This window comes from Pseudomonas sp. XP2 (assembly GCF_053557975.1).
Window position 1 is genome coordinate 38741 of the sequence record NZ_JBNRIK010000016.1, and the last position, 22258, is coordinate 60998.

The 22258-nt window shown below is 63.5% G+C and carries 21 protein-coding genes and 1 pseudogene; 12 read left to right on the forward strand and 10 right to left on the reverse strand.

Features of this window, described 5'->3' with window-relative positions; translation table 11 throughout:
- From ACK1VC_RS17700 to ACK1VC_RS17725, 6 genes are all read right to left on the reverse strand, one after another.
- Positions 1 to 2358, reverse strand: a 2358-nt coding sequence (locus tag ACK1VC_RS17700) for a TonB-dependent siderophore receptor (RefSeq protein ID WP_449118003.1), incomplete at its 3' end; no start/stop codon positions are given.
- Between the two features lie 217 nt (positions 2359 to 2575).
- Positions 2576 to 3556, reverse strand: a complete 981-nt coding sequence (locus ACK1VC_RS17705; protein ID WP_096426743.1) for a FecR family protein — start codon at positions 3554 to 3556, stop codon at positions 2576 to 2578.
- Positions 3553 to 4128: an RNA polymerase sigma factor gene (locus tag ACK1VC_RS17710; protein WP_016489037.1), complete on the reverse strand. Its 576-nt coding sequence runs from the start codon at positions 4126 to 4128 to the stop codon at positions 3553 to 3555. The genes ACK1VC_RS17705 and ACK1VC_RS17710 overlap by 4 nt, the downstream gene beginning before the upstream one ends.
- Before the next feature lie 4 nt (positions 4129 to 4132).
- The gene (locus ACK1VC_RS17715) at positions 4133 to 4459 is read right to left on the reverse strand and encodes a DUF3325 domain-containing protein (protein WP_016489038.1); all 327 of its coding nucleotides are present in this window, start codon (positions 4457 to 4459) and stop codon (positions 4133 to 4135) included.
- A complete protein-coding gene (locus ACK1VC_RS17720) occupies positions 4459 to 6033 on the reverse strand; it encodes a PepSY-associated TM helix domain-containing protein (RefSeq protein ID WP_191086958.1) in 1575 nt (524 codons plus the stop codon). The genes ACK1VC_RS17715 and ACK1VC_RS17720 overlap by 1 nt, the downstream gene beginning before the upstream one ends.
- Positions 6030 to 6335, reverse strand: coding sequence for a DUF3649 domain-containing protein (locus ACK1VC_RS17725; RefSeq protein WP_016489040.1), 306 nt, complete (start codon positions 6333 to 6335; stop codon positions 6030 to 6032). The genes ACK1VC_RS17720 and ACK1VC_RS17725 overlap by 4 nt, the downstream gene beginning before the upstream one ends.
- Positions 6336 to 6665: 330 nt before the next feature.
- Between ACK1VC_RS17725 and ACK1VC_RS17730 the strand changes: the two are divergent.
- A pseudogene (locus ACK1VC_RS17730) lies at positions 6666 to 6978 on the forward strand (hypothetical protein); the annotation flags it as partial.
- Positions 6979 to 7582: 604 nt separating this feature from the next.
- A complete protein-coding gene (locus ACK1VC_RS17735) occupies positions 7583 to 7930 on the forward strand; it encodes an HPF/RaiA family ribosome-associated protein (protein WP_016489041.1) in 348 nt (115 codons plus the stop codon).
- 65 nt (positions 7931 to 7995) lie between these two features.
- On the opposite strand, the gene ACK1VC_RS17740 is transcribed toward ACK1VC_RS17735, so the two are convergent.
- The gene (locus tag ACK1VC_RS17740) at positions 7996 to 8403 is read right to left on the reverse strand and encodes a response regulator (protein ID WP_016489042.1); all 408 of its coding nucleotides are present in this window, start codon (positions 8401 to 8403) and stop codon (positions 7996 to 7998) included.
- A gap of 22 nt (positions 8404 to 8425) precedes the next feature.
- On the reverse strand, positions 8426 to 8596 hold the full coding sequence (locus tag ACK1VC_RS17745; protein WP_016489043.1) for a Flp family type IVb pilin: 171 nt from the start codon (positions 8594 to 8596) through the stop codon (positions 8426 to 8428).
- Positions 8597 to 8888: 292 nt separating this feature from the next.
- On the opposite strand from ACK1VC_RS17745, the gene cpaB reads away from it, so the two are divergent.
- From cpaB to ACK1VC_RS17785, 8 genes are read left to right on the forward strand one after another with little or no spacing between them, the layout of a single operon-like run.
- Positions 8889 to 9842 (forward strand): Flp pilus assembly protein CpaB, encoded by a 954-nt coding sequence (gene cpaB / locus ACK1VC_RS17750; RefSeq protein WP_016489044.1) that lies wholly within the window; start codon positions 8889 to 8891, stop codon positions 9840 to 9842.
- Positions 9843 to 9860: 18 nt separating this feature from the next.
- A complete protein-coding gene (locus ACK1VC_RS17755) occupies positions 9861 to 11099 on the forward strand; it encodes a type II and III secretion system protein family protein (RefSeq protein WP_016489045.1) in 1239 nt (412 codons plus the stop codon).
- On the forward strand, positions 11096 to 12286 hold the full coding sequence (locus ACK1VC_RS17760; protein ID WP_016489046.1) for a protein TadZ: 1191 nt from the start codon (positions 11096 to 11098) through the stop codon (positions 12284 to 12286). Before ACK1VC_RS17755 ends, ACK1VC_RS17760 begins: the two co-directional genes overlap by 4 nt.
- On the forward strand, positions 12283 to 13539 hold the full coding sequence (locus ACK1VC_RS17765) for a CpaF family protein (protein ID WP_016489047.1): 1257 nt from the start codon (positions 12283 to 12285) through the stop codon (positions 13537 to 13539). Before ACK1VC_RS17760 ends, ACK1VC_RS17765 begins: the two co-directional genes overlap by 4 nt.
- The gene (locus ACK1VC_RS17770; RefSeq protein ID WP_197884257.1) at positions 13536 to 14417 is read left to right on the forward strand and encodes a type II secretion system F family protein; all 882 of its coding nucleotides are present in this window, start codon (positions 13536 to 13538) and stop codon (positions 14415 to 14417) included. The genes ACK1VC_RS17765 and ACK1VC_RS17770 overlap by 4 nt, the downstream gene beginning before the upstream one ends.
- A gap of 2 nt (positions 14418 to 14419) precedes the next feature.
- On the forward strand, positions 14420 to 15307 hold the full coding sequence (locus ACK1VC_RS17775; protein WP_016489049.1) for a type II secretion system F family protein: 888 nt from the start codon (positions 14420 to 14422) through the stop codon (positions 15305 to 15307).
- A gap of 10 nt (positions 15308 to 15317) precedes the next feature.
- Complete coding sequence (locus ACK1VC_RS17780; RefSeq protein WP_024717469.1) at positions 15318 to 16019, forward strand: tetratricopeptide repeat protein; 702 nt, start codon at positions 15318 to 15320, stop codon at positions 16017 to 16019.
- 15 nt (positions 16020 to 16034) lie between these two features.
- Positions 16035 to 16298 (forward strand): DUF3613 domain-containing protein, encoded by a 264-nt coding sequence (locus tag ACK1VC_RS17785; protein WP_016489051.1) that lies wholly within the window; start codon positions 16035 to 16037, stop codon positions 16296 to 16298.
- Between the two features lie 279 nt (positions 16299 to 16577).
- Here the strand turns inward: ACK1VC_RS17785 and ACK1VC_RS17790 are convergent, their stop codons facing one another.
- Positions 16578 to 17015 carry a prepilin peptidase gene (locus ACK1VC_RS17790; protein WP_016489052.1) on the reverse strand — a complete coding sequence of 146 codons (438 nt, stop codon included), beginning with the start codon at positions 17013 to 17015 and terminating at the stop codon, positions 16578 to 16580.
- A 75-nt stretch (positions 17016 to 17090) separates the two neighbouring features.
- Here ACK1VC_RS17790 and ACK1VC_RS17795 point away from each other — a divergent pair, with 75 nt between their 5' ends.
- Positions 17091 to 17534, forward strand: a complete 444-nt coding sequence (locus ACK1VC_RS17795; protein ID WP_016489053.1) for a TadE/TadG family type IV pilus assembly protein — start codon at positions 17091 to 17093, stop codon at positions 17532 to 17534.
- The gene (locus ACK1VC_RS17800; protein ID WP_191086961.1) at positions 17531 to 20176 is read left to right on the forward strand and encodes an ATP-binding protein; all 2646 of its coding nucleotides are present in this window, start codon (positions 17531 to 17533) and stop codon (positions 20174 to 20176) included. Before ACK1VC_RS17795 ends, ACK1VC_RS17800 begins: the two co-directional genes overlap by 4 nt.
- On the opposite strand, the gene ACK1VC_RS17805 is transcribed toward ACK1VC_RS17800, so the two are convergent.
- Positions 20161 to 22119, reverse strand: a complete 1959-nt coding sequence (locus tag ACK1VC_RS17805; RefSeq protein WP_031312088.1) for a TadG family pilus assembly protein — start codon at positions 22117 to 22119, stop codon at positions 20161 to 20163. The genes ACK1VC_RS17800 and ACK1VC_RS17805 overlap by 16 nt on opposite strands.
- Between the last annotated feature and the right edge of the window lie 139 nt (positions 22120 to 22258).

The window sequence follows — 22258 nt, forward strand, 5'->3', positions numbered from 1 at the left end:
CCGGGCATCCCCAATCGCCACAAAGTACTGGTTCACCGCCGAACTGTAATAAACCTTGTCGAACAGGTTCTTCACGTTCAATTGCAAACGCACGTTGTGCTCATCAAGCTTGGTCTCGTAACTGGCGAACGCGTCGGCCACGGTGTACGACGGCAAGTCGAAAGTGTTGGTCGCGTTGCCCGCCCGCTCACCCACGTAACGCGCGCCTGCCCCCAAGCGCAGATTGTCGCCACCGAACAGGCTGCCGAAGTCGTACACCGCCGACAACGAACCGCTGTGCCTGGCCACATTCTGCAGGCGTTTGCCTTCAAGATCAGGGTCCTTGGTCACCTTGGCATCGGTAAACGCATAGCTGCCGATCAGGCTCCAGCGCTCGCTGAGCTGCCCGGTCAGGTCAAGCTCCACACCCCGTGAACTGACTTCCCCTGCATTGCTGTAGACGGTCTCGCCGGTTCCGCTGTCGAAATTGGCGACCAGCACGTTGCGCTTGGTAATGTCGAACAGCGCAAGGGTACCGGTCAGGCTACCGGGCATGTCGAGCTTGGCCCCCAGCTCCCAGGACTTGCCCTCTTCGGGTGCGACCGAAGCGTCCAGCACCACACCGCCGGTCAGCGGTGCAATGCTGGAGTTGGGCTTGAACGACTCGCTGTAGCTGCCATAGAACGAGAGCTGGTCATCAACCTTGTAGACGATGCCTGCGTGCGGCACCCATGCCTGGCCGCTGGTATCGGTATTGGCCGTGAACGGCCGGCCACGGCCGGCATACTGGTCGTATTGCTGGAAACGTGCGCCGGCCACCAGTATCCAGTGCTCGTCCAGGTGCAGTGCGTCTTGCATGAACAGTGCATCGGTGCGCAGCTTGTCGGTCTGGTCGCTGTCACTGGCTCGTACGCTGGTGCCTTCCACCTCCTGACCATAAACGGGGTTCAGGTAACTGAAGGTGGAGCGGGCAGTCTGGCGAATGAGGTCGCCGCGATACACTTTGCGGTCTTCATGGTCGACGCCGAACAACAGATCATTCTGCATGCCGGCCAATTCCACATTACCGGCCAGGCTCAGAGTAGCGAACTGGTCGCGGCTCATGGCGTTGTGGGTGCCGTCGATGCTGCGCGTCAGCGTGCCTTTGGCTTCGTTGACGCCGGTCACCCGCACCTGGCTTGCATCGTAGGTCTCGCGGTTGAAGCTGTAGCCAAAGTGCAGCTTCCAGTCGTCGGCCAGCTGATGATCGACTTCCAGGCGGTACAGGTCGGAGCGCCCCTCCATGTCGTTGAACGGCTCGTCCAGGCGGCGCGTGGCGGGGATGTTCAGCGGGTGGCCGTTGCTGCCGAACGCGGTGCCACGGTCGAAGGGGTAGAGAAACTCGCGGTGCTCGTAGGCCAGCACCACCTGCGTGTCTTCGCCCAGCCAGGCCAGCGACGGCGCCACCAGCGATTCGCGGTGCACGCCGTAGTTGCGCCAGTAGTCTTCGTCTTCGTGATCGACGATCAGGCGGTAGGCGAAGTTGCTGTCGCCCAGCGCACCGGTGCTGTCCAGCCCGCCGCCACTGCCGTTCTTGCCGCTGCCGTAGGTCGAGCCACGCACGGTCAGGGCGTTGTACTGCTGCAGTTGTGGGCGCTTGCTGACCACGTTGATCACCCCGCCCGGGTCCTGGATGCCGTACAGCAGCGAGGCCGGCCCCTTGAGCACTTCGACCCGCTCGGTGCTGGCGTTGAGGCTGCGGCCCTGCACGATGGGCATGCCATCGCGCATGATCGAGCCGTCGCGGTTGTCGCCAAAGCCGCGCTTCATCACCGTGTCGGATGTGCCGCCAAAGTTGTTGCCCTGGGTAATGCCGCTGACGTTGGACAGGGCATCATCGAGGTTGCGCGGGGCTTGGTCGCGGATGACCTGGGCCGGTACCACGTTGATGGCCTGCGGGATGTCCTGATTCGGCCCCTGCCCGCGCATGATCGAAGCGCTGGCCGGGGGCTGGTAGCTGTAGTCGTCCAGCTGCGAGGTTACGTTGGTGGCCTGCAGGTTGAGGGCGCCTGAAGTGTCGGCGGGTTCGAGGGTCAGGGTGCGTGCGTCGACGCGCCGCCAGGCCAGCCCGGCGTTGCCCAGCAGCTGTTGCAGCGCCTGCTCGGCGCTGAACCGGCCATTCAATGCCGGGGCCTGTACACCTGGCAGTTCGAGGGTGTAGACCACGCTCTGGCCGGTGGTGCGGCTGAAGGCGTTGAGCGCCTGGGCCAACGGTTGGGCCGGCTGGGCGAAGGCAAAGGCCTGCAGCTGCTCGGCTGCGCTTGCCAGGGGGGCGACGGCGAAGGCCGGCAGCGCAGCAAGGCCGAGCCAGAGAGGGACGCAACGCGGGGAGAACTTCATGGACGCTGACCTGTGAGAGGGTGATGATTGCGAATGAATCGCACTTTCACTCATTACACGGATGCCACGTCCTGTTACCTCACCCGCTAACTGAAAATATTTTCCCTGTACCGGCCTCTTCGCGGGCACGCCCGCTCCCACAGGGATTGCACAAGTTCCAAATCCGGTGCAGTACCTGTGGGAGCGGGCATGCCCGCGAAGAGGCCGGCACAGGCAACTACCGGATCAAGGTCAAACGCCCGAACACGGTCTGCCGCGAAAAGCCCATGACCTTGCCCAGCGAATCCAGCGCCAGCAGCGGCTCGGTCACCGGAAAGCTGCCGCTGACCTTGCGCTGCCCCAGTTCGCCATCCAGCAACAGGATGCGCCCCGGGTAATAGCGCCCAAGGTCTTCGACCACCTGCGCCAGCGGCACCTGGTAATAGTTCAGCCACCCCTGCCGCCAGGCCAGGCGGTTGTCACTGTCCACCACCAAGGTGTCGCCTACCCTGCCTGCGCTGTAGGCCACCTGCTGGTTGGCAGTCAGTTCACCCGCCAAAGTGCCTTGCGCGGGGCTGACCCTGACCCGCCCACTGCGCACTGTCACCTGGGCGCCCTCGCCTTGCTCACGCACCTCAAACTGGGTACCGAGCACTCGCACTTCGCCACCGCCCGCTTCGACCACGAATGGCTCACCGTTATGAGTGACCTCAAAGTATGCCGCGCCATGCAGCAACCGCACACGGCGCTCACCCTGGGCAAAATCGACTGCAATGGCGCTACCTGCATCAAGCGTCACCTGCGACTGGTCGGCCAAGGTCATCTGGCGAATCTGCCCGGCACTGCTGTAGTCAGCCTGCAGCTCCTGCAACCAGTATCCCGGGTGCCAGCCCCCGGCAACGCCCACGGCCAGCATCAGGCAGGCCGCCATCGCCATTGCCGCCATCCGCCGCCACGGGCCACGGGTCGGTGGCCTGGCCATTGCATTGAGGTAGTGCTGCAGGGCGTCCTGTTCTTCGTCGGCCAGTCGCGCGGCCGGAGCGGCGCTTTTCTGCCACAGCGCCTGGGCCTGTTGGTAGGCCTCACGGTGCCCGGGGTCGGCCAGCAACCAGCGTTTGAACGCAGCCCCTTCCGCTTGCGCGGGCTGCTCATTGATGCGGCTGAGCCATTGCAAAGCGGCCTGGGACTGCGCCTCGGTGATCGGGGGCAAACGGCTCATCGACGGGCACTCCCAGGCCGGCGTGGGGTGGGCGCGGGCTCGGCAACACTCGCCTTGCACGCTTCAAGGGCGCGCATCATATGCTTTTCCACGGCACTCTGGGACAGCTGCATAGCCTTGGCGATTTCACCGTACTTGCAGCCGTGGATGCGGTTGAGCAGAAAGATCTGCCGGGTGCGCTCGGGCAAGGCGCGCAAGGCGGCTTCGATGCGCTGCAGGTCGTGGTCGACCTCCAGCGCCTGCTCGGGCGCCTGAGCCATGCCCGTGTCGTCCATTGGCAGCGCGGCTTCTGCCACGCGTTCACGGCTGCCTTCACTGCGCAGGTGGTCGATCGCAAGGTTGCCGGCACAACGCAACAGGTACGTGTCCAGCGCCTCGACCTTGACCTCGGGGCGGCGCCAGAAACGCAGGAACAGCTCCTGGACCAGGTCTGAAGCCGTGGCGCGACAGCCTACACGCCGGCTGACCAGTGCCTCCATGCGCGCACGCTGGGCCAGGAACACCTGGACGAAACGTGCACGCCCGCCCGCGCTGTCGGCCTCGGGCTCGATGATATCCCTCTGCTCGCTCACGGGTTCACACAGCGAACACGGCCAGCAAAGGCCCGAGCACCACGCTGGCGGCAGCTGCGCCCAGCAGCAGGCGCGGCTGGTAGGGCAAGCCAAACACCCACACGGTCACCCCCGCCATCATCACCGCCGTCCACTCCACCAAGCCATGGGCCCAACCACGCAGGTGCACGCTGAGGACCAGCGACAGCATCAGCAGCAGCCAACCGGCAACCCGCAACACCCGTAACTGCCCGGGGCGCGGCTTGCGCCCAAGCAGTTCGCTGAAGTGCTTTTCCATGGCCAGGCACAGGGCGACAAAGCCTGCGAATGCAATCAGTGCGTTACCCAGCATCAGCTCACCTGCGCCGTTTCAGTGCCCGGTTTTTGTGCCACGCGTGCTCGCCTGGCTGCCGGTTTGGGGCTGCGCAGCATCTTGCCGGCCAGCCAGGCCAGGAACAGGCCGGTACCCAGTGCCGTCAGGTCGAAGCCCGCCATGGCCCAGTCACCCGCCTGCAACGAATGGTTCAGTCCCCGGTCGGTGCCAAGGCCGTTGAGCAGCGGCAACAGGGCAAAGGCCAGCGCACCCAGGGCCAGTTGCTCGCCCCAAGCCCGGCGCCCGCTGCGCAGCACGGCATGCACCAATGACAAGCCCCAGGCGATGAAGAAGGCATTGACCTCCCAAGTGGCGCGGCCCTCGATGCCCACCGGAATCAGGCGGTTGGCCCAGAAGAAGCCCGCCACCGCCAGCAACAGCCCGCTCATGCTGGCGATATTGAGCACCTCGACCAGGCGCAACTCACCCGGCATGTGCGGGCGCTTGGCATGTTTGAGTTGGCGCTTGCCCAGCCACATCACCAGCCCGGTGCCGATCACCGCAGTGCCAGCAATGCCAAAAAAGAAGTACAGCCAGCGCAGCCAGGGCCCGGCAAAGTTGCCCATGTGCAACCCGGCAAAGCTGAAGGCGGTCATCATTGCCCCGCTCTCTGGCTTGCCCTGGCTCAGCAGCGCGCCACTGGCGCCGTCAAACGTCCAGTTGGCACTGCGCCGATAAGCCACGTGGTCGGCAGCCGATTGGGTAAAGGTGACGCGGGCATTGCTGTCACCCGGGTTCTGCACCTGGATGTTGCCAATGCGCGCCCCGGGCTGCAGCGCCTGCACCTTGGCATACAGGCTTGGCAGGGCGACCAGCGGCGTCGCCAGTTGGGCTGCCTTGGGCGCATCGTCGCGCCCGAACAGGTCGTTGAAGTACTTGCCGGTGTCATTGCCATAGCTGGCCATGATGCCCGCCGGCATCACCATGTACATGAACAGCACCAGGCTGCTGTAGCTGATCATCAGGTGGAATGGCAGCACCAGCACGCCTATGGCGTTGTGCCCGTCCAGCCAGGACCGCTGGCCCTTGCCGGGGCGGAAGGTGAAGAACTCCTTGAAGATCTTCTTGTGGGTGATGATGCCGGTGACCAGCCCCAGCAGCATGATGAAGGCGCAGAAGGTCGACAGCCAGCGGCCAAACGGGTATGGCATCTGCAGCTGGAAGTGGAAACGGTAGAAGAAATCGCCACCACGGCTGTCGCGCGCCTCAACCGGTTGGCCGGTCTGCGTATCCAGGGTTTTGTTGACAAAGCCACGCGGCCCGCCATTGGGATCGCGATAGCCAACGCTCAAGCCCGCCTCGCGCTCGTTGGGCATGCGGATGAACCAGGACGCGGAATGCCCGGCGTTGTCTTGCAGATACTGCTGGGCCTTATCCAGGCTGAGGGCCGGGTCCAAGGCATGACTGCGCACTTCGGGCTGCATCCAGTGGGTAATTTCTTCCTTGAAATACGACAACGTGCCGGTCAGGAAGATGGCAAACAACAGCCAGCCGAAGATCAGGCCGGTCCAGGTGTGCAGCCAGGCCATCGCCTGGCGGAAGCCTTCTTTCATGGGTTTTTCATCCAGTAGGCAACGCCGCTGATCATGGCCAACAGCAGGCTGGGCGCCAACACGCCCAGCCAGGCACGCCAGGCGCTGCGACAGGCAAAGCACCAGATGAATGCCAGCAGGTAAAAGACGAACGACAACAACAGGCCGGTCAGCGTGGCATCGACCGTTGGCAGCGGTACTACCAGGGCAATGCAGACGCTGGCCATGGACGCCAACAGGTAGCCGCCCAATAGCGCGGCCAGGCTGCGTGAGGCAACGGCCAGCCGATAGCTGTGCGGAAGGCCGGCAGTTTTGCGCGTCATGGCAAGGTCCGGATGTTTTCTGGGGGTGCAATAATAATGATTTCAATTCTCATAGGCAAAGAGTTAGCGATGTGCTGCCTGTTCTGGCCCTATCGCCGGCAAGCCGGCTCCCACCGGTATTGCACAGGGCTTGAAGACAGCGGGCTTCTGTGGGAGCTGGCTTGCGGGCGATAGGGCCGGTGGAGATTGCCGAGCACTTTGCCCTGCAATACAGCGCGAACAATTCTTACTACTATTTGCGCTACACAGCGCCGGAGTATCACGGTGCCCAGCGCGCTCACATCCACGGTCGAAGGCCTGTACCGCGCCCATCACAACTGGCTTACCCGGGTGCGGCTGTTCGAAGGTGAACTGGCGCTGCAAGTGGCCAACGATCCCCGACCATTGCTGCTGCGTACCGGCGAAGGGGCGCTACACCGGCACGGCGGCCGCTTCAACGGGGGCTGGCAGTCGGTCTCGGCGCTCGACCACAATGTGGGCGCCTGGGTCGACGGCATGCTGGTGGCCTCGCAGATGCGCCTGGCGGATTTCCGGGTCGTATCCGCTGGATGACAGTGAGCGCATCCTGCAAATGCTGGAGGTAGCACTGCCGGTTCGGGTGCGGCGCTTCACCCGGTCGTGGGTGATGGTGGATGTGGGGTGAGGGCTACCAGGTGACCGCCGCGGGTTTTGCAGGGGGCGTAGATCGAGCGCCGCCCGCGCGGCGCTTCGCGGGGCAAGCCCGCTCCCACATTTGTTTCGGGCCAGTTATGCCTGCAAGAGAGGCGCGCGACCGCCTTGTTTGTACGACTCGATATCGAGCCATGCGCCAAGGCGATCGCGCTCCTTTGTCACAGGACTGATTGGCCCGAAACAAATGTGGGAGCGGGCTTGCCCCGCGAAGCGCCGCGCGGGCGGCGCTCGATCTCACAGGCGACAAAAAATTCATGGCGAAAACACCCGCAAAAAAAAAGATCAAATCAACTGAGCCATTTTCCCAACCTTGCGTGACAGACATGGCAGCCCCCTCTCTCAGGACCCGACCCATGCCGTTGCGCCCCAGCCCCCTCGTCCACGCCCTGCTGCTCACCACATCGCTCGGCGTGGCCACGCCTGCCAGCCCCATTTGCAACAAGAAATTTATTTTCAAAAAGGGCTTGAATTCGGTCCGCGGTTGCCTGACCTTAGAGTCAAGAGGCGCAGAAATTCCAAGGGTCTCAAGGACCTGAGCGCGTCTCCATGCGAGCAAGCTGAATAAGGATTGAATCATGCAAATCCAGGTCAACAGCAGCAACCATTTCGAAAGCAACGCCCGTCTCGACCAGTGGGTCCGCAGTACACTGCAAAGCTCCCTGGAACGTTACGAAGAAGACCTCACCCGCATCGAGGTTCACCTGCGCGACGAGAACGGCGCCAAGCCCGGACCGCATGACAAACGCTGCCAGATGGAGGCTCGCCCCAAAGGCCACCAACCGATTTCCGTGACCCACACTGCCACTTCGGTGGACCAGGCAGTCGACGGTGCCGCCACCAAGCTCAACCACGCGCTGGAACACTTCTACGGCAAGCTGCGCAGCAAGCGCGGCGCCCTTGAACTGAGCGACCCGGACGCCTGACCGCACAATGAAAAACGCCCGGCCAAGTGCCGGGCGTTTTTATTAAAGGCCATTGAAGGCCTTCCTCAACTCACTACCCTCAGCTTTGGTACGGGGAACAGGTTCTCCAGGGTCTTCAGCAAACGCGCGTGATAAAGCGGCTTGCGGAAAAAATCCACCACCTGCAGGTGCAGCATTTCACTGACGTCATCCACGTCGGCCTGCCCGGACATGACAATCACCGGCAGGTGCTGGCGGGCCGTGTGATTGCGCATGCGCCTGATCAGACCAATGCCGCTTTCCTCCGGCATACGCAGGTCGGTGATCACCAGGGCAACGTCCGGATGACGGGTAAGCTGTTGCAAGGCAACCTGTACCGATGTCGCGGTCAGGCAGGCGAAGCCTTCATTTTCGAGAAGTTCGGCCAGCTCCAGCAGAGCGTCCTGCTCGTCATCCACCAAAAGGATCTGCTGGCGCGAGAAAGCGTTCTGCATGGCGTTGGCTCCTGCTCACCGGTCAAAGGGCATTTTTGATCGTGGTGAAGGTGGTGTTGACGGCCGTGGAGATGTCGCCAACGAAGGCGGCCAGCACCACTGCGACCATCGTCGCGATGACCGCGTATTCGATACCGGACGCACCGTCCTTGCGATGCAGGAAGGTCATGCAATGCAGAATGAACAGTTTCATGTCTCAGCTCCTTGCGGCACATGCCGGCGATTGCGGTATCAAAGTGACACCTATTTGCCATCAAAGAATCGCCAAGCTGAGGCGGACTGCAAATGTATCAAAGGATTAATCACAAAGGATTAGCTCAAGAGAATTAACACCCGCAATACTGCTAACCCTCTGTATTGCCTCGACTTAATCACAATTCCAAAAAAAAGCCCTCCCGCTCATGGCAAATGGCAATGGCTGCGCTACCGTCCTATAGCGAAATAGTGACTTTTTGCCATCAGTTGCAACGTGCAGGGAGGCCGAGATGAGCAGTCGCTTGACCCTAGCCTTGGCTGCTTTCTTCCTGCTGGCAGCGCTGTTGGCCGGCTACTGGGGTGTTGTGCTGAGCCGCCCGGCGGCCACGCCCGCACCGGTTACCCCTGCGGCCGAACAACCGATTGCAGCCGTTGCCCCACCCCCCATCACTCCACCGGAGCCACCGCGTACGGCCGTGGTCGTCCTGCGCAAGGCTTTACCCGCCAATACGCCGGTCAGTGAAGACGATGTGCTGATCGAGCGCCTGCAGGTTGCCCCCACCGGGGCCTACCAGCAAACCGCCCAGGTGATCGGGCGCACCAGCGCCAGGCCACTTGCAGCGGGCACCTGGCTGGATGAGTCCAGCTTCCAGGCTGGCGGGCCGCTGGCGCGGATGATCCGTGCCAACGAGCGGGCGGTGGCAGTCGGTGTGGACGAAGTGGTCGGCGCCGCCGGCCAACTGCGCCCAGGCGACTACGTGGACGTGTTGCTGTTCCTGCGTGAAGAGCCCAACAACCCGCAATCCTCCGCCCAAGTGGTGCTGCCGGCCTTGCGCGTGCTCAGTGTCGGCGACCAGACGGGCCTGGCCAACGACGGCCGCCCGGCGCAGACCGCCGAAGAGCAAAAGGCCCGGCGCGAACAAGCCAGTATGAACAACGGCACAGGTACCCGCACCGTGGCGCTGGCAGTGCCGGAGGCCTTGGCCAGCCGTTTGATGCTGGCTGCCCAGGCTGGCACCTTGCGCCTGGCCGTGCGCAGTGCCGATGAGCAGCGCCTGGCGCGGTACTGGAACGAGCCCGGTGCCCAACCGCAGGTGGAGGCCGCCAACCGCGAACTCTACCGCTTCAGCCAGCTCTCCCAGTCGCCGGTGGCCAACGCTGCCAGCCTGGCGACCAGCAAACCCACACCCGCCATGCACATCATCCGTGGCGCACAGGCTGACGATACGAATAAAACCCCCTGACCCGGCAAGGATGCAGCGATGCGTAGTTCCTTTTTGAGACAAGCATGTTGTACCGGGCTGCTGGCCGCGCTGTTGCCCCAGGCCCAGGCAGTGGGCAAAGGCTGCGAGGCGATCAGTCAGCTCCCTTCGGTCATCGAGATAGACCAGGGCCTGCAGCAGGAACTGCGCCTGCCACTGGCGATCAGCCGGGTTGCCGTAGGCGAGCCCAAGGTGGCCGATGTGCAGGCCAGCGGTGACCGCGGTGTGGTGATTACCGCAGTGGGCCAAGGCAATACCACGTTGATGCTGTGGACAGCATGCGCCCCGTCACCGCACCGGGCCATGGTATTCGTCAAAGGCCGGGCCAGTGCCGACATGGCCGAAGACAGTTTTTTGCCGTCGCAGGATGCACAACTGATCAGCCAGGTGCAGGCCGATATCCGTTTCGTGGAAGTACGCCGAAACAAGTACAGAGAAGCTGGCGCACGGCTGTTCTTCAAGGGTTCGAACAACAGCCTGATCGGTGCGCCTGGAACAGTGCCTAACACCTCTGTATCCCCAGGTTCGGTACCCATTGCGAACCCGGAGATCCCGCTCACAGAGAACGTCTTCAACATCGTCTGGGGCGGCGGCAGTAGCCGCTTCCTTGCCATGATCAACGCACTGGAAAGCAGCGGCTTCGCCTACACGTTGGCCCGCCCGAGCCTGACCGTACTCAGCGGCCAGACCGCAAGCTTCCTGGCGGGTGGCGAAATTCCGATTCCAGTCCCCAGCTCGGGCAGCGACAACGTGTCCATCGAATACAAGGAGTTCGGCGTACGTCTGGCGCTGACACCAACCATCATCAGCCCCGGCAGGATCACCCTCAAGGTGGCGCCGGAGGTCAGCGAGCTGGACTACAGCAACGTAGTAACCATCGCCGGCACGCAAGTGCCGGGTTTGACCGTAAGACGCACCGACACCAGCATTGCCCTTGCCGATGGCGAAAGCTTCATCATCAGCGGCTTGGTCAGCAGCAACACCAGGTCCGATGTCGACAAACTGCCTGGCCTCGGTAACCTCCCAATCCTGGGCGCATTCTTCCGGCAATCGACGCTCAAACGCGAAGAAACCGAACTGCTGATGATCGTAACTCCACACCTGGTCCAGCCGCTGGCCGCCAACGCGCGGCTGCCGGAACTGCCGGGTGAGAACTTGCGCAACTACGACCCCAGCTGGGGGCGCCTGTTCTTCCTGGAAAACGGCAACTTCGACGGCAAGGGTGGGTTATCCCAATGAACGAGAGCCTGAACCCCACCTTCCTCGCCATCACCCGCAATGAAGAGGACCTGCACTGGCTACAGGGCGCACTGGCGCCGCAAGGCCAGGTGATCGGTGCCACTGCCGGCAGCCTCGACGAGCTGCTGGCGCTGGTCAACGCCACCTTCAGCAACCTGATGTTCATCGGCCTGGACCGCGAACAGCTGGTCAGCCAGTGCGCCTTGATCGAGGGGGTGCTGGAGGCCAGGCCGATGTTGGCGATTGTCGCCCTTGGCGATGGCATGGACAACCAACTGGTGCTGCATGCCATGCGCGCAGGCGCCCGCGATTTCGTCGCCTATGGCTCACGCCCCAGCGAAGTGGCCGGGCTGGTGAGGCGCCTGGGCAAGCGCATGCCGGCGGTGACCAGCAACCCCAGCCTTGGCGGGCTGACCGTGCTGTTCGGTGTGCAAGCCAATGCAGACGGCGCATTGCTCACCACCCACCTGGCCCGGGTGGTGCAGGAGAGCGGCCAGCAAACCCTGCTGCTGGACCTGGGCCTGCCGCGTGGCGACAGCCTGGCGCTGCTCGGCCTGGAGGCTTCGTTCTTTTTCGGCGACGCCCTGCGCCACCTGCGCCGCCTCGACACCACACTGATCGACAGCGCATTCACGCGCGACAAGAAAGGCTTGCGCCTGCTCACTTACGCCGAGGCCGACGACCCGCTGCAACAAACCAGCGCCGCCGAGCTGTACATGCTGCTCAGCGCCCTGCGCCAGCACTTCCAGCACATTGTCGTGAACCTGACTGGGCATGCCGACAGCGAAGCCCTGCGCACGTTGGTGAGCCATTGCGACAAACTGATCGTCTACACCGACCAGAATATCCTCGACTGCCGGCGAAACCTTGAAGTGCTCGACCTGTGGCGTGACCACGGCATGAAGCTGGAGCACGCCAGCCTGCTGGTGGACCGCTACCTGAGCAACGTTGCACCCGATGCCGATACCCTGGCCAAACGCTACGGGCTGCCCTTGCTCAAGGCCATCCCCTACAGCCCCGAAGTGCGCCTGAATGTGAAGAACCAGGGCCTGAGCCTGTTCGAACTGGCCCCGCGTGAAAACCTCACTCAAGCCCTGCGCAGCCTCGGCGAACGCCTGGCACGGCGCTCGGAAAACCTCGCACCACCCGCCTTCACCTGGCTGCGTCGGCTTTGGGGGAGCAAATGAGCAATGACCAACCCTTTGGTGGCCAGCAACACGCCTCCGGCGACCCCTACGCGCTAAAGCGTGCACTGCACCGCTTTGCCATCGACGCCATCGAGGACAGCGGCCGCAACCTGCTCGAAGGCGCCCGGCCAGCACTGACCCAGTTCGTGCTGGAGCAGGTGGGCGATTACGTCGCGCGCCTGCGCCTGGCCATGTCGCGCTACGAAATGGAGCGCCTGGCCGAAGAGCTGGTAGATGAGCTGACCGGTTTCGGCCCGCTGGAAGTGTTGCTGCGAGACCCCACCGTTACGGAAATCCTGGTCAACGGCCCCCATCGGGTGTTCGTGGAACGGGCGGGCCTGTTGCAACAGACCGACCTGCGTTTTATCGACGCTCACCATGTGGAGCGGGTGATGCAGCGCATCCTCGCGCCGCTTGGCCGGCGCCTGGATGAATCCTCGCCAATGGTCGACGCGCGCATGCCCGACGGCAGCCGGGTGAATGCGATCATTCCGCCTGTGGCGCTGGACGGCCCGTGCCTGTCGATCCGCAAGTTCCGCCAGGACATGCTCAAGAGCGCCGACCTGCTGGCCACACGCGCCATCGACCAGTCCATCTTCGACTTCTTCGAACGCGCCGTGGGCAAACGTTGCAACATCCTGGTCAGTGGCGGTACCGGCACCGGCAAGACCACCCTGCTGAACATCCTCAGCCAGATGATCGCGCCCCGCGAACGCCTGGTAACCATCGAAGACGTCGCCGAGCTGCAGCTGCACCATCCCCACGTGGTGCGCCTGGAAACCCGCCCGCCGAATGCCGAAGGGCATGGCGAAATCAAGGCCAGCGAACTGATCCGCAACGCCCTGCGCATGCGCCCAGACCGCATCATTCTGGGCGAGATCCGCGGCAGCGAAGTGCTCGACGTGCTCACTGCGATGAACACCGGCCACGATGGCTCGATGAGCACGGTGCACGCCAACACCGCACAGGATGCGCTGCTGCGCCTGGAAACCCTGGTCGGCCTGAGCGGCCGGCAGATTGCCGAGAAGACCTTGCGGCAGATGGTCTGCGCGGCGCTGGATGTGGTGATCCAGCTGACCCGCCTGCCCGACGGCCGACGCTGCGTCAGCGAGGTGCTGGAAGTGGTCGGCGTGCGCGATGAGGTGTACGTGACCAACACCCTGTTCCGCCTCGATCGTCGTGGCGGCGATACCTTTCTGCGCGAAGCACCCAACCCGGCGGGCAGCAAGCTGCGCGCAGAGGGCGTGCTGTGACCGGCCCCTTGCTGCTGGCGCTGTCCCCGCTGCTGCTGGGCGTCGCCCTGCTGCTGTTGCGCCGTAGCCTGTACAAGCGGCACGAAGAACGCATCCTGCAACGCCTGGGGCGGGCGTTCAGCATTGTGCGCAATGGCACCGTCCGGCGCGAATGGCTCGACGCCCTGCTGCAGCGCGCCGGCTTGGGGGCTGTCGACATCGAGCCACAGCGCTGGTTGCTGGCGTGGCTGGGCGTGGTGCTGCTGGGGCTGATCGCCGCCGGCTGGGTGGCCGCATTGATGCTGCTGGCCGGCCTGCCAAACCTTGCGTACCTGATCCTGAGCTGGCAAAGCCGCCGGCAGATGCGGCAAATCGTCGACCAGTTGCCTGGCCTGCTGGACTACAGCGTGCGCAGCCTCAAGGCCGGCCGCACCCTCAATGACGCGGTGCTGGGCGGTATCGACAGTAGCCGCGATCCCCTGCGCTCAGCCATGGCGCGGGTGCGGCGCAACGTACAGTTGGGCGTGGCGCTGGAGGATGCTGTGAGCGAGCTGGCCGAACTGCACAAGCAGGACGAACTGCGGCTGTTCGCCCTTGGCTTGCGCATCAACCAGCGTTACGGCGGCAATGCCAGCGAGCTGATGGAAAACCTGATCAAACTGATCCGCGAGCGTGAACAAGGGGCGCGTCAGCTCAAGGCGATGACCGGCGAGACCCGCATCACCGCGATCATTCTCGGCTCCTTGCCGCTGGCGATGGTCGGCTACTTCCTGATGGCCAACCCGCATTACCTGCTGGCCATGTGGCGGGACAGCAGCGGCCAGATGATGCTGTTGCTGGCCTTTGCCCTGCAGGTGCTCGGTTGCCTGGTGCTGTGGCGAATGATGAGGAGCCTGTGACCATGGCCTTGCTGATCTGCGCCCTGTGCCTGTTCATTGCCGCCAGCCTGTTTGGCCTGCAGGTCATTCGCCAATGGCGAGCGCGGGTACTGGTGACCCGACGCCTGCAGGGGCGACTAACCCGCGACGAACGCCTGGGCGACTGGCTGCACTGGCTGGGCAGCAGCGCGTGGGGGCAGCGCTTGCAAAGATTCGACGGCGAAAGCCAGGCCCTGCTCGAACGTATCGGCTGGCGCCGCAGCCGCCAGCGCGCCCTGTTTGCCGCTGTTCAGCTGGGCCTGCCGCTGTTGGCCGTGATGCTGACACTGCTGTTGCAACAGGGGTTCAAGGGCAGCGCGGCAGCCGGCTGGGTGGTCTGGCCATTGTGCGCGCTGGGCGTCGGTTACCTGCTGCCCAAGCGCCTGCTGGCCGTGGCTGCGGCACGTCGCCAGCAGCGCATCGCCGAAGAAGTCAGCCTGATGATCCCCTTGCTGCGGATTCTTTTCGAGACCGGCCTGGCCGTCGAGCAGGCACTGCGTGTGCTGAGCCAGGAAGGCCGAACGCTGATCCCGCACATCAGCGCAGAGTTGCGCCAGGTGCTGCAACGGGTGGATTCAGGCATGGCGCTGGGCCCGGAGCTGGAAAAAGTCGCCCAGCTGCTGGCTGTGGATGAGTTCACCGATACCTGCGTGATCCTGCGCCAATTGCTGGCACAAGGCAGCGGCGCGATGAAGTCGCTGCAGGCACTGAAGGCGCTGCTCGACGACCGTCGCCTGACCCGCCTGCAAGAACGGGTATCGATGATGTCGGCAAAGATGTCGGCAGTGATGATGGTGTTCCTGTTTCCGGCCTTGCTCATTGTCCTTGCCGGGCCAGGCTTTTCTGCATTGGCGCGGGCGTTGAGCCCATGAGGACTGAATGATGAAGACAATCCTGTTGTGCGCAAGCCTGGTGTTGCTGACCGGATGCGCCGGGCAACAGCCGGAAGGGCTGCGCCAGTTGTTCGCCACCGCCAGTTGCAGCAAGCCTGACGCCGACCAGCAACTGTCATTGAACCTGGCAGACGAAATGCTCAACGACGGGCGCCCACACGCCAGCCTGGCCCACCTGCAGCAACTGCCGGACACCTTCGAACAGGTTCGCCTGCGCAAGGCCAAGGTGTCACGGCTGCTTGGCCTCAGCGAGGCCGAACCTTTGTACCGCAGCCTGCTGGGCGGTTGCCTGGCCGCCGAAGGCGAACATGGCCTTGGCCAATTGGCCTCGGCCCGGGGCGACGACGTCCAGGCCCTGCAGAACCTCCAGCGGGCAGTAAGGCTCGCGCCTACCGATGAGCGGGTGCGCAACGACCTTGGCGTGGTGCTGATGAACCTGGGGCGCTATGAGCAGGCGCGCTTCGAGTTGCTGACGGCCATCGAACTGAAAGACGACAACCCGCTGCCTGCGGTCAACCTGGTGACCTTGGCGCTGGTGCAGGACAACTGGCAGCAGGCCACCGACCTGGTAGGCCGGCTGCAGCTCAAAGCGGGGCAATTTGCCGAAGCCCAGGCACGCGCCAGCAAGATCAAGGCCGGCGGCCGAGGCCCGATCGCATCGGCCAGGGCCCCGGACATGATGGTCAATTGATACACGGAGGTGATCATGATCAGGTACGTGATGCTACTGGCCTGCTGCGTAGGCAGCGCGACTTTGATGGCCGAGCAATACCCGCCCCATGCCGCTCCGGACGAAACGGCCACCGAACGGCTGTTGCGCGTGCAGTCCAGCGGCGAGCAGGCATCCAGGCGCCTGCAGGTGCAAACCGCGCGGGAGCGTGACCAGTCCATGCAGCGCTGGCTGGATACCTACAAATATGAAATCCCCGACTTCTACCGCTGGACCAAGATGGCAGAGCGCAATAATTAGTTCGCGGGTATTTTTGCGTCGCCTGTTAGATCGAGCGCCGCCCGCGCGGCGCATCGCGACGCAAGGCCGCTCCCACATCTGTTTCGGGCCAGTTATTCCTGCGCCATCGGCGCGCGCTCCCTGGGTGCACGGCTGGAGATGGCAGAGAAGCGGCGACGCAACCTTCGATAGCGAATGGAACACACAAGGGGTCGCGCGCTAATGGCACAAGCGGGATTGGCCCGAAACGAATGTGGGAGCGGCCTTGCGTCGCGATGCGCCGCGCGGGCGGCGCTCGATCTAACAGGCGACGCGATACTCAAGCCAGGCAAGCGAAACGGCAAAACCGGCCAGCAAGCAGGGCGCAAACGGCCTTTTCTCCCCCGGCTGGCGTGCCCTGCGCCGTACCATTTGCCACACAACCAGTGCCACACCGGCACCCATAAAAGTGCCGAGTACGTGGGCCAGGCTGCTGGCCAGGGCCAGTGCGCCGAGCAGCTTGACGTCGCCAGCCCCGAATTGGCCCAGCATATAGCCGGGCAGCGTCAGCAGCAGCACGATGACGAAAGCCAGCGCGGCATCGCTGCCCGGGGCACCGAGCCAACTGTGCCCGGTGGCCAGCAACCAGGCCAGCGCACAGGCGGCAGCACCCAGCGTCAGGACATTGGAAATCTGCCGTTCCCAGGCATCCTGCCCCGCGCACAACACAAGCCAGACAAGCACTGCAAGGCTATGCATAGGCAAATGGCCATCCCTGTTCGTCGATCGGTTCTATGCTGTTACTCAGGATTCATGGTCAGGGTAGACGCAATCATGAAAGCAGGCCCGGCAAAACGGCAAAACGGCGCAGCGGCCATTGAGTTCGCGGCCGTATTCATGATCTTTTTCGCGGTGTTCTACGGCCTGGTCAGTTACACCTTGCCGATGCTGATGCTGCAGTCATTCAACCAGGCCAGCGCCGAAGCCGTGCGCCGTTGCGTAGCCCTGGACCCGAACAGCGCCAGCTACAGCACCGATGTGCAAACCCTGGCCCATCAGGTCATCAGCCAACAATTACAGTGGATGCCCTCCGCGTTCAACTTCCAGCCCGCCAGTGACGCGCAGGTAACCCTGGGCGCCAACAAATTGCTGACCGTGACCATCAATTACCCCAAAACGAAACTGACCAACGTGCTGCCGATGCTGGTACTGCCACTGATCGGTGAAGTACCGCGCCTGCCCGACCGCCTGCGGGCCGAAGCGAGCTTGCAGCTGTGAGCGGGTTGTTCGAGCGCTGGCTGGGCGGCCAGGCCACCGAGCAGGCAGCGACGGCCCCGCAAGCGGTGGGGCTGCAACTTTGGCTGGATGACCAAGGGCACGTGCTGCGCCTTGCTGGCCCACTGCGCACGGTGCTCCCTGCGAGTTCGCACAGCGCCCCCCGTGTGCATGATTACCTGCAACGGCACAGCTGGCTGGTGCTTGAAGGCCCCCCTGCCGACTGGCAGGGGCAACCGCTGGACCTCGACTTCGCGACCGTGCACGGCCCTGCCCTGCACACCCGCGGCTGGCTCCAGCGCCAGGCAGATGGCTGGCTGCTGCAGTTGTTCGATATCGGCGACCTGCTGGGCGAGCACGAGCAACAAGGCCATCGCCTGACGCAACAGGCACTGGCAGCCGCGCTTGGCCGCGCCCTGCGTGACTGCGACGAAGACCGCCTGATGGTGACAGCCACCGATCAACTGAAGCACCTGGCTGAGCACTGGCAGGCGGGCTCTCTGCGTCTGATGCTACTGGGCGATGGCGGCTGGTACACCTACACCAGCAGCGACAACGGCTGGCCCTGGGCCGATGACGAGCGGTTGCGCCCCTGGCTACAAACGCTACCGCCACGCGGCCGAGAAGTGGCTGCCGGAAACCCGCTGTTGCAGTCATCGTGTGCCGGCTTGCCATTACTGGCCGTGCCCTATTTGCACGGCCATACCGTGCAGGCCTGGTTGCTGTGCGCAGGGGCACAGCGGCCGCCTGCTAGCGAAACGGTTGCGGCCCTGCTGCAAGCGCTGATCGAACCCCTGCTCAGTCGCCTGCGCCAGCACCAGTTGCGGCAACGTTCACGCCACCTGGATGAACTGCAACAGCAATTGGGGGCCGGCTGGTGGTCATGGCCCCTGCAAGGGCCGCTGCAATTCGACCCCGCCCTGGCCTTGCGCCTGGGTTTACCGGCCGAAGCCACCGCAGAGCAATGGCTAGGCCGGATACACCCGGCCGATCGCGAAGCCGCACGCATGGCATTGGAACAACTGCGCGCAGGCATTGCGTTGAACCTGAACCTGCGCCTGCTGCCAGCCAACCGCCTGGCAAGCCCGCGCTGGCTGCAGTGGGCAGGCCAGCTGCAAGGCCGTCAGGTTCAGGGGTTTGTGCTCGATATCAGCGCGCTGAAAGCCCAGGAACTACAGGCCGGGGCCGCGCGCGCCCGGCTCGAAAACCTGATCGCCAGCTCGCCCGCAGTGATTTACGTCCAGCGCTATGCCGAAGGTGCACTGCACAGTGAATTTTTCAGCGCCAGCCTGATGCCGCTGCTGGGCTGGCCCAAAGACAGTGAACTGGCGCGCCACCCTGCTCAGGCCGTGCATCCCGACGACCACCCGACGTGGCTCGAACGCACCCGTACGCTGCTGCGCGATGGCCAGGTACGCTGCCGCTATCGCCTGCGCGATCACCTTGGCGGTTACCACTGGATACTGGACGAAGCCCGCCTGCTGCGTGACGACCTGGGCCAGCCTGTGGAGGCTGTCGGGCTGTGGCTCGACGTCAGCGAATTGACCGAGGCGGCCGAACGTGTGCGCCAGAGCGAGGAGCGTTACCGGGTGCTGGTAGAGGACTCGCCAGCCATGATCTGCCGCTATCGCCCAGACCTCGAGCTGCTGTTTGGCAACCACCCGCTTGCCGAACAGCTGGAATGCGCGCCGCAACAATTGACGGGCATGAACCTTGGTCAGTGGCTGTCCGACAGCCAACGGGCGGCCTTTCTCCAGCGCCTGTCTATGTTGACGCCGGCGCAGCCGTTGGCCAGTGCCGAAATCTGCCTGCAATTGCCCGGACGCAGAACAGCCTGGTGGGTGTGGGCCGAGCGTGGCCTGTTCGATGAGCACGGTCAGTTGCAGGAAGTGCAGGCGGTGGGGCGCGATAACACAGCGGTACGCCACAGCCAGCAGCAACTGCTGCAAGGTGCCAAGATGGCCACGCTGGGCGAATTGGCAACGGGCTTCGTGCATGAAATCAACCAGCCGCTGGCGACCATGCGCCTTGCGCTGGTCAATACCCTCAAACGCCTGGAAAGTGGCGTGGTCGATGCCGAGTATGTGGCGGGCAAGCTGCAGCGGATCGATGCCCAGGTCGAACGCATTGCGCGCCTGGTCGAGCATCTGCGCACCTATGGGCGCCGGTCCGAGGTAGAACAGCAGGTGTTCGCCGCCTGGGTGGCGGTGCAAGGTGCGCTGGGGTTGCTGGCTGAGGGGTTGAGCGGCAAAGGCGTGGCCTTGCTTGTTGAAGAGCCAGACCTGTGCCCGGAAGTACTGGGCCATGAGGACCAGCTCGAGCAGGTGCTGATCAACTTGCTGGTCAACGCCCGGGATGCGTTGCTCGAACGGAGGGTTGCCAAGCCGCGGATCAGCGTGAGCCAGCGCGTCGAGGACGGGCAGCTGTGCCTGTTGGTGGAAGACAACGGCGGCGGTATCGACCCACGCCTGCTCGAACGCATCTTCGAACCGTTCTTCACCACCAAGGCCGCCGGAGCGGGCACCGGCTTGGGCTTGTCGGTCAGCCACAGTATCGTCGAAGCCATGGGCGGCCGGCTCGAAGCGCACAACCGCAACGAAGGTGCGTGCTTCCAGGTCTGGTTGCCCGTCTACAGCGCCAGCTGAGCACGGCCGCCGGAGCAACTGAGGTTGGCCCCGACTTCGGCGTTGACCAGGTCGATGCCGAGGACCTTGAGCAACACGTTGACCAAGGGGTCCAGCAACGGGCTGAGCAGATTCTTGATCAAGGGTTCGACGATGCCTTTGACGCCGCCAAGGACGTTGCCGACGATTACCAGTACTTCACCGAGGCCGCTGTTTGCAGTGGGTTTGTAGGCTTCCAGCTGTATGCCTTGCAAGGTATCGGTGAGGCTGCCGACTACGTTGTTGTTGGCGGTTTGCATGCTCTGGTACACCGAGGGAAGGCCGATGTTCGGCGGCGTGCTGTTGGGGGCCTGGAACACCAGCGGGCGTTCGACCGCTCCGCTGCCCAGCACCTTGCTGTTGACGCGCAGGCCCAGGCCGCCACCAGCGAAGGGGCTACGTGCATCACAGATCGCAGGCAGTATGAGCAGCCGGGTGCAGCGTTTGGTCCCGATGTCGACCAAAGGCAACGCTTTGACAACGGTGGTGCCACTGGTAAAGAACGCGTCCACGGACTCAAAACGCCCCACCGCAATCTTGGCGGCTGAACTCTGAGTCTGAGTCGTCAAACGTTTGGGTGAGCAACTGAACGTTTCAGGCGATAACGGGTTGAGCCGCGTCGTCGCTTCTGCCACTTCAAGACCGATGTCCAGCGACAGCTTGTCCGGGACCAGGATTATATCGGTGACCGTACACGGCACGCCGACCAGGCATAGCACCGATTGCAATGTACTGGCGAGGTTCAGGCTGAGCAGATTGTTAAGCACATTGGTGATCGGCCCGACGAGATCCAACACGGCATTGAGCAACCCAAGCACCGAGTTGAGCAAAGGCAAATCCAGCGAAATCATCGCCCGCACCTGTGCGGTATGCACCCGCAGCTCATCGGTACGCGGGTCTCCCACCGCAGAAATCTGCTGCGGCTCGATCACTTTCAACCGTACCCGACCATTGACCAGCCCCAGCACGCTGATTGGCAAATCCACCGTTGCCGCACTTTCGCTGACCGCCAGCTGGATTACCCCCTGCACCAGTTGCAGCAATTGAATGCTGGCATCCAGCCCGGCCTGCGCTGTGCCGTTCTGAATATCGAGCAAGTCCCCCAGTTGCAATAACGTGCTGTTGCTGGCGCCCAGTGCCACCTTGCCCAGGTTGGTCACCACATCTGCCGCCGCACCACTCTGCTGCAGTACTTTTACCGCCGCTTGCAGCAACTGGGTAGCGGTGGCATCGGCAGTGAGCAGTTGCTGGTAGTCGCCCGCCTTGAGCTTGAGATCGATGGCGAGTTGGTCAAGGTAGCTAAGCAGATTGAGCTGGGTACTGGCGATGCCTTGCCAGCCGGCCACATCAAGCTGAACCTTACCACCCAGGGCGCCGAGAAGAGCGTTGAGCAAAACCGACTGCCGCGAGTCGACGGTCGCCAGCGTGGTACGAATACTCAACATCGCCTGCGGCGGCAGAGGCGACGATGCCACGGCATGCGCGTGCAAGGTCGTGGTCAACGGCACGCCATTGCCCTGCGCCAAGGTGTACACCCCAGCAGCAAAACTGGTGGGCACCGTATTGCTGACATCCACCCGTATGGCTTCATTGCGAGTGTTGTCACTGGTGAAGGTTCGCAAGCTGTTGGCGCCAGTCTGCAAGTATCCGCAACTGGCCGTCAGCGGGTTGCTGGCCGCATGGCCGTTGCGTGTGGCGGCGGCCCGGGCAATCGCGGTCGCCTGTGGCCCGCTGCCGGTGCACACGGCAAACTGGCCTGCCGCCTCCAGCGCCGACATGTCGGCAATGCGCTGCAGCTTGCGCTGTTCAAGAAACAGGCGGCCGCTGTCAATCACCACCAGCATGAACAGCAGGGCAAGGCCCAGGGTAACCACCGCCATTAGGCCGATTGCGCCACGCTGACGGGCAGCAGATGAGGGAACCACGGGCACTCCTTTGCCGGCCATTGGCCATGCGTCGCGGCTGCGATTCAAGGAGTGTAGTTACGATAATGGCTAATTGCCCACCAGGAACCAACCTGACAGGGGCCGGTCAACTTCAGCAGACAATCTTTGCAGGCCCTCA